This window comes from Luteirhabdus pelagi (assembly GCF_016827595.1).
GTDB lineage: Bacteria > Bacteroidota > Bacteroidia > Flavobacteriales > Flavobacteriaceae > Luteirhabdus > Luteirhabdus pelagi.
Map to the genome: position 1 here is coordinate 1 of NZ_JAECMS010000039.1, position 680 is coordinate 680.

The window sequence follows — 680 nt, forward strand, 5'->3', positions numbered from 1 at the left end:
CCGTTAGCTACAATATTTGGTGAAAAATGATCCAAGAATTACAAAAGATATGTGAAGAAAATGATTGTTCTCTAAAACAAACTGACTTAAAGGAATTGGGACCCGGTAGTTCTAGAACTCATATTTCAAAATACAACCTTCAGATTTTCCAAAATGGAACTGTCATCGACTCAATTTTTGATTTCGGAAAAACGGATTCTGCTAAATTCATAATTGAACTTGAACCATTAAATAGAATTTCTGAATTTGAGTTAACATCATTTGAACACCTGAGAAAGCTGATTCTTTTCAGAAAGCAAAACTGGGAATTAAAACCAGAGCATGGATCATTGCGATTTGATGTCGAGAAGCTTTTGGCGAAACATGGATTGATAAATCTAATGGAGAAAACTGCTTTCCAGCCAGAAATGAGCGGAAAGTTGAGAAACAGAAAATATCGGATTGAGACTATGTTTTCATTAAAATATGACGGAAATATCCAATCGATAAAACCAATAGTTGATTTTCATAAAGAATTGGTTGATTTGATTAAGTTAAAATACTGTAGCTAACAACGTATAACGTCCATTGTGTGGAATGGTTATCCTTGTTGAAAATCCCACAAACTCAACACAAAAAATTCATTATCTGAAAAAAACGTAAATTGAAAACCACACAACGATACGTTATACAAATCCGTT

At 32.6% G+C, this 680-nt stretch carries 1 protein-coding gene; it reads left to right on the forward strand.

The genetic code is table 11. The annotated features are described in order from the left end of the window. Positions 1 to 26: 26 nt before the first annotated feature. Entirely contained in the window at positions 27 to 551 is a 525-nt protein-coding gene (locus I4Q58_RS15475) for a hypothetical protein (RefSeq protein ID WP_203296816.1), read from the forward strand. Positions 552 to 680: the final 129 nt, after the last annotated feature.